A 6,664-nucleotide genomic window follows, 5' to 3' on the forward strand; every position below is an offset into this window, starting at 1 on the left:
CCGGTTCACGGAAAGCGAGCCAGAACCGGAAGTCGTGAACAAAGCCAAGCCGTGTTTTCGGGGCCTTGAGCGGTTTTGGCCGGTTGTGCCGGGGGTGGTTCGGTCACCGGGGGAGCGGTGGGTGGGTGGCCGGTGGCCGGCTGAAGACGGGCCGGGTCCAGGGTGGTGGCTCGGGTGGCGGTGCGGGGTAGGGGGGAGCGGGGGTGGGGCGCAGGTCGATGCGGGTGGGCGGATGGTTGCCGTGGTGGTTTTCGGCGGCGCGCAGGGCGGCGACGAATTCGAGGCAGGAGTTGTAGCGGTCGTCGGGGACTTTGGCGAGGGCTTTGGCCAGGACGTCGTCGAGGGCGGGGGTGATCCCGGGGCGTTTCTCGGTCAGGGCGGGCGGCTGGTCGAACTGGTGCGCCCAGGGCAGGGCGATGTCTTCCTCGCGTTGGAAGGGAGGGGTGCCGGTGAGGGTTTCGTAGACGACGCAGGCCAGGCTGTAGAGGTCGCAGCGGCCGTCGACCGGGCGGCGGGAGAACTGTTCGGGGGCCGAGTAGTCGACGGTGCCGACGAATTCGCCGACGGTGGTGAATCCGGTGAGGGACAGGGATTTCTTCGTCACCCCGAAGTCGGTGAGGTAGACGTGTTCGGGGTGGTCGATGTCGGTGCCTTTGGCGATGAGGATGTTGCCGGGTTTGACGTCGCGGTGGACGAGGTCGTGGTCGTGGGCGGCGTCGAGTGCGGAGGCGACCTGGGCGGCGATGCGGATGGCGGTGTGGACGGGCAGGGGGCCGTCGCGGTCGAGGAGGGCGCGCAGGTCGAGGCCACAGACGTAGCGCATGGCGATGTAGAGGACGCCGTCGGTTTCGCCGGCTTCGAAGATCGGCACGATGTGGGGGTGCTCGATCGCGGCGGCCACGCGTGATTCGTGGATGAAACGGCGCCGGAAGACGTCGTTGCGGGCGTTTTGGGGGGCGAGGAGTTTGAGCGCGACGGTGCGGTCCAGGCGCAGGTCTTTGGCGCAGTAGACGACGGCCATGCCGCCGCGGCCGATCTCGCGCTCGATGCGGTAGCCGGCGATCTGCGCTCCGATCAGACCGGAGGGCCGCCCCCCGTACGGGCAAAGGCTCATGTCGCTGGCGGCTGCCTGCTCCATCAGGCACCCCCCTCACCGGGCCGCCGGCGCCGCCGGTGCGGCCGGTGCGGCCGGTGCGGCCGGTGCGGTGTCCTGGCGCCCTGGCGTGCTGCGGCCCGGGCGCATCGGCGTCCTGGGCGTTGCGGGCGTGGCCCGCCGTGCGCCGGGAGCAGAGCCCCAGGCACCCGGTGGCTGTCCGTGTCCGTGTTGCTGGGCGGGCCGGTCTTCTCCCCGCGGCTCAAGGGCCCGCCCGGTGTGGCCGGGGTGGGCGCCGGTGTGCGCGGGCCGGGTGCCCGGCGTGTGCGTGCGCTGTCGCCTTGCCCCGTAAGGGCGCGGGCCGGGCGGCGGCGGGCGCCGCTGTGTCCGGCGCCCGCGGCGTCGCCCATCGGGTGGCAGATGACGTCGCCGGGGCCCGCCAGGGTGGTCGTCGTGGCTGAGGGGGTGGTCATTTCGTCCTCGGTGAACAGTTCGCGTGCCCGGCAGTCCGTGCTGCTGCCGGGGCGGTCACCGTGCGTTCGAGCAGTTCCTGCGGGGCCGGCCGGAGGGCCGCGGCGGCGGTGTGGGCCAGGTGGCCGATGACGGGGAGGCCTGTGCCGGCACCGGTGCCGGCACAGGCGTCGGCGTCGGCGTCGGTGCCGGGGTGGGGGCGGGTGCCGGGGTGTCGAGGACGTCCTCGCCGTAGAGGTCTTGCACCCAGTTGGTCTGGTAGATGGTCTCCAGATACCGCTCACCCAGGTCCGGGGCGATGGCCACCGCGGTGAGTTCCTGTTCCTCCTGGCCGGCCAGCCAGTTCATCGCGCCGCTGACCACCGTGCCGGTGGAGCCCCCGAACAGGAACCCGCGCCGGGCCAGCCGGTGACAGGTCCGGATGGCGTCGGCCTCCGGCACGTGCACCACCTCGTCCACCAGGGAGGCATCCAGCATCGGCGGACGCACGCTGGTACCCAGGCCGGGGATCATCCGCCGGCCCGGGGTGTCCCCGAAGGTCACCGAGCCCTCGGTGTCGATCGCCACGATGCGTACCGGCCGGTGCCACTGGCGGAAGTAGCGTGCGCAGCCCATCAGGGTCCCGGTGGTGCCGGCCCCGACGAACAGCACATCCAGGTCGGGGAACTGCCGGGCGATGGCCGGGCCGGTCCTGCGGTAGTGGGCCATGCCGTTGTGGGGGTTGGTGTACTGGTTGAGCCACACATAGCGGTCGCCCGAGGCGCACAGCGCGCGGACGTGGTCGATGCGCGCGCCGAGGAAACCGGAGCCGGCGGCGGCCTCGGTGATGACGTGGACCTGGGCGCCCAGGGCCTCCATGAGCAGCCGGGTGGACAGGTTGCACCGGGAGTCGGTCACGCACAGGAACTGGTAGCCCTTGCTGGCTGCGATCATGCTCAGGGCCACGCCCAGGTTCCCCGAGGAGGACTCGACCAGGATCGAGTCCGGCTTCAGCAGACCGTCGCGTTCGGCGGCCTCGACCATCTCGGTGGCGGCTTTGAGTTTGATCGAGCCGGCGAAGTTGAAGCCCTCGCATTTGAGGAACAACGAGTGCCCGAAAATCGCCTCTAGGTCAACGAAGAGCTCGTCCTCGTTGAAGTCCTGGGGGACGGATATGACAGGCATGGTCGCCTCCTCGTCTGCGCAGAGCGCTCTGTGCCGCTCATCCGTATCGGAGCGGCTCATGGAAGAAAGGGAAGAAATCGAAGGCGAGGGCAACTCGCCGGAACACATCCAGTACGCCCGGCCGAAGCAGCCCTGTCATGCCACCGGAATTCGGGGCTTGACAGCCACCGTGAACGTGGTTAGCGAAACGTCGCCGTGGCCGGAACGGGGCTGTATCGCATGCCCGGGACCGGATGCATCCGCAGCCTCCGGCCCCCGCCACAGCCCCAACCCCCCGGCTGCTGCCCCGGCCCCCGCCACAGCCCCGGCCCCCGGGCACAGTCCCGGCCCCCGGGCCCGGCCCCCGGGCACAGTCCCGGCCCCCGGGCCCGGCCCCCGGGCACAGTCGTAGCCGGGCCTGCGGCGGCCTGAGTGGCCCGGGCCCGCAGGCCCGCAGGCGGTCCGCAGTGGTCCGCTGCCGTGCCGGTGGTCCGCGGGTGGTCTGCGGGTGGTCTGCCGTGCCGGTGGTCCGCGGGTGGTCTGTGGCCGGTCCGCCTCGCCCGGTCCGCCTCGCCCGGCCCGGCTGGTATCCGGCGGGGTGCGGCTGTGCGGATGCGGCGGTTGTCTGCCCGCGGCCCTGAGCCCTGGCGGCGCGCAGGAAACGCCGGGAAGTAACGGGCAGTGAATACGGGCGGAGTCCGCCTGCGGCGGCGGCCGATTACCAGGACCGGTTTGCTGCGTCAAGTTCCGAAATCCAGGGGCAGGACACGGCAGGACCCCCTCGGGCCTACTGGAGAGGCGTTCGGCACGAAAAACACGGCGGCATCGAGAGATACCGCCGCACGGGCGCGATCGAGTTCGAACGGCAACCCGACAGTGGACTGCACAGACTGCAGGTGGACGACAAATGTTTTTGTGGCTTGGTGACCAGAAAAGAGCTCACGACCTCGTGGCTTTTCCATCGCTCGCTCCCGCCGTCGCTTCAGCGACGCGAGGACGCCGGGCGGCGGCCCGACCGGCCGGCGCTGACCGGCACGTACGAGGGGAGCTCACGTGCTAGGGAAAACCATCGAGGCCACCCCGGCCACCCCGGCCGCTCCCGCCACCCCGGCCGCTTCGGCCGTTCCGGGTGGCACTCATGCCGTCATGGACAGCGGGCACGAAGGCGCGGTGGCCCGGACCGCGGGGCTTCTGGCCGAGGTGCTGGCCGGTGTCGTGCGCGCCGAGCAGGTGCCGCTGGACGGTCACTTCTTTCATGACCTGGGTGCCGACTCCCTGGTGATGGCCCAGTTCTGCGCCCGGGTCAGGAAGCGCGAGGACCTGCCCACGGTGTCGATGAAGGACATCTACCGGCACTCCACGATCCAGAGCCTGGCGACCGCGCTCGTCAGTGCCGCGCCCATCCCCGCCCAGCCCTCGGCACCGTCGCCCGGCCAGGTGCCGGACCAGGCGCCGAACGAGCCGTCGGCGCCGTCGCCCGACCAGGTGCCCGACCAGGTGCCGGACCAGGTGCCGGATCAGGTGCCGGCCGGGAGGGCGGCGACGGCGCAGGCGCCGGCCGGCGCGCGTCAGTACGTCCTGTGTGCAGTGCTGCAGCTGCTGCTGTTCTTCGGGTACTCCTGCCTCACCGCCGTCATCGCCGTCCGGGGCTATGAGTGGGTGCTGGCCGGCTCGGGCCTGGCCGGCCTCTACCTGCGCGCGGTGCTGTTCGGCGGCGCGGGTTTCGTTGCCCTGTGCGCCCTTCCGGTGGTGGCGAAGTGGCTGTTGATCGGCCGTTTCACCCGCCGTCAGATCCCCGTGTGGAGCCTTGGCTATGTGCGTTTCTGGCTCGTCAAGACCCTGATCCGCACCAGCCCGGTACGCCTGTTCACCGGTTCGCCGCTCTTTGTGCTGTATCTGAGGGCGCTGGGTGCGAACGTCGGCCGCGGCGTTGTGATCTTGTCCAAGCATGTGCCGGTGTGCACCGACCTGCTCACCATCGGGGATGGCACGGTGATCCGTAAGGACTCGTTCGTCTCCTGCTACCGGGCGCATGCCGGCCTGATCCAGATGGGCCCCATCACCCTCGGGCGCAACGTGACCATCAGCGAGCAGACGGTCCTCGACATCGAGTCGTCGATGGGTGACGGGGCCCAGCTGGGCCACGCCTCGGCTTTGCACGCCGGACAGGCCGTGCCCGCAGGCGAGCGCTGGCACGGGTCCCCGGCACAGCGCACCGACACGGACTTCAGGGCTGTTGCTCCGGCCGGCTGCACCACCCTGCGCAAGGTCCTGTACTGCCTGTGGCAGGTGCTGAGCCTGCTGATGGTGCACCTGCCGGTGGCGCTGGTCGGTGTGAGTGTCCTGGTGAAGGCCATGCCGCAGCTGGCAACGCTGTTGGGCTCGGCGCCGCTGGCCCTGACGAGCGGCGCGTTCTACCGCGACGCCCTGGCCGCCTCCTTCGTGCTCTTCTTCGGCGCGCTGCTCGCCGGCCTGCTGGTGGTGGGCACGGTGCCGCGCCTGCTGAGCCTGGCCGTCAAGCCGGGCACGGTCTACCCCCTGTACGGCTTGCACCACTTCATCCAGCGGACGGTCACGGCCATGACCAACCGCAGGTTCTTCACCACGCTCTTCGGGGACAGCTCCGCCATCGTCCACTATCTGCGCTACCTCGGCTACGACCTGTGCCGCGTCGAGCAGACCGGGTCGAACTTCGGCGCGCTTCTCAAGCACGACAGCCCGTACCTGAGCACGATCGGCAGCAAAACGGTCGTTGCTGACGGGCTCTCCCTCATCAACGCCGACTTCTCCGCCACGTCCTTCCGTCTCTCCCGGGTGTCGGTCGGGGCAGGCAACTTCCTCGGGAACAACATCGCCTATCCCTCCCGGGGCAAAACGGGCAAGGACTGCCTGCTCGCGACGAAGGTCATGGTCCCCATCGACGGACCGGTGCGCGAGGGAGTGGGCCTTTTGGGCTCGCCCAGCTTCGAGATCCCCCGCACGGTGGAGCGGGACAACAAGTTCAACCACCTGGAGAGCGGCAGCGAGCTGCGCCGCCGTCTGGCCGCCAAGAACAAGCACAACGCGCTCACCGCCGCGCTGTACCTGCTGGTGCGGTGGATCCATCTCTTCGCACTCACCCTCATCGCGATGGCTGCCGTGGACCTCTACCACTCCCTCGGTGCGCCGGTGTTCGGACTGGCCGGCGTGCTGACCCTCGCCTTCACCGCCTGCTACTTCACGCTGATCGAACGGGCCGTCACCCGCTTTAGGGACATGGAACCGCTGTACTGCTCGATCTACGAGCCGTCCTTCTGGCGGCATGAACGGTTCTGGAAGATGGCGTCGGTCGCCTTCGTGCACGCCTTCGACGGCACCCCGTTCAAGAACCTCCTCTGGCGGCTTCTGGGTGCCCGGATCGGCAAGCGGGTCTTCGACGACGGCCTCTCCCTGGTCGAGCGCACTCCCGTCACCATCGGCGACCACTGCACGCTCAACGCGGGCAGTGTGGTCCAGTGCCACTCGCAGGAGGACGGCACCTTCAAGTCCGACCGCACCACGATCAAAGCGGGCGTGACTCTCGGGGTCGGCGCCTTCGTCCACTACGGGGTGAGCATCGGCGACGGCGTACAGCTCGCCTGTGACTCCTTCCTCATGAAGGGCGAGGAAGTTCCCCCGAACGCGCGGTGGGGAGGAAACCCGGCCCGGGAAATACGGGACAACAAGGCCCACCTGACGGCCCGCCATGCCGGCAACGACCACGACACCGCCGTCCCGGCACGCGGCAACTGAGGCGCAGCACCACCACACGAACGTAAGGAAAGACACGATGGACATGCATGTCGACGCGGGCCGGGAGTTTTGGCGCGATGTTCTTCTCGCCGGTGGTTTCACCGCGATCCCGCGGTGGACGCACGATCCGGTGCCGGGCGTGGCCCGCTGCGAGGTGACGGTGCCGGACGATGTCGCGCAGGGGGC

At 69.9% G+C, this 6,664-nt stretch carries 3 protein-coding genes; 1 reads left to right on the forward strand and 2 read right to left on the reverse strand.

Annotation, left to right across the window (positions count from 1 at the left end):
* Positions 1–103: 103 nt before the first annotated feature.
* Positions 104–1,138: a serine/threonine-protein kinase gene (locus ACZ6ZQ_RS33215; protein WP_469772231.1), complete on the reverse strand. Its 1,035-nt coding sequence runs from the start codon at positions 1,136–1,138 to the stop codon at positions 104–106.
* Positions 1,139–1,621: 483 nt separating this feature from the next.
* Positions 1,622–2,728, reverse strand: coding sequence for a 2,3-diaminopropionate biosynthesis protein SbnA (gene sbnA, locus ACZ6ZQ_RS33220; RefSeq protein WP_469772232.1), 1,107 nt, complete (start codon positions 2,726–2,728; stop codon positions 1,622–1,624).
* Positions 2,729–3,853: 1,125 nt separating this feature from the next.
* Here sbnA and ACZ6ZQ_RS33225 point away from each other — a divergent pair.
* Complete coding sequence (locus ACZ6ZQ_RS33225; RefSeq protein WP_469772235.1) at positions 3,854–6,478, forward strand: Pls/PosA family non-ribosomal peptide synthetase; 2,625 nt, start codon at positions 3,854–3,856, stop codon at positions 6,476–6,478.
* Positions 6,479–6,664 lie beyond the last annotated feature (186 nt).

This window comes from Streptomyces sp. NPDC053673 (genome assembly GCF_055585225.1).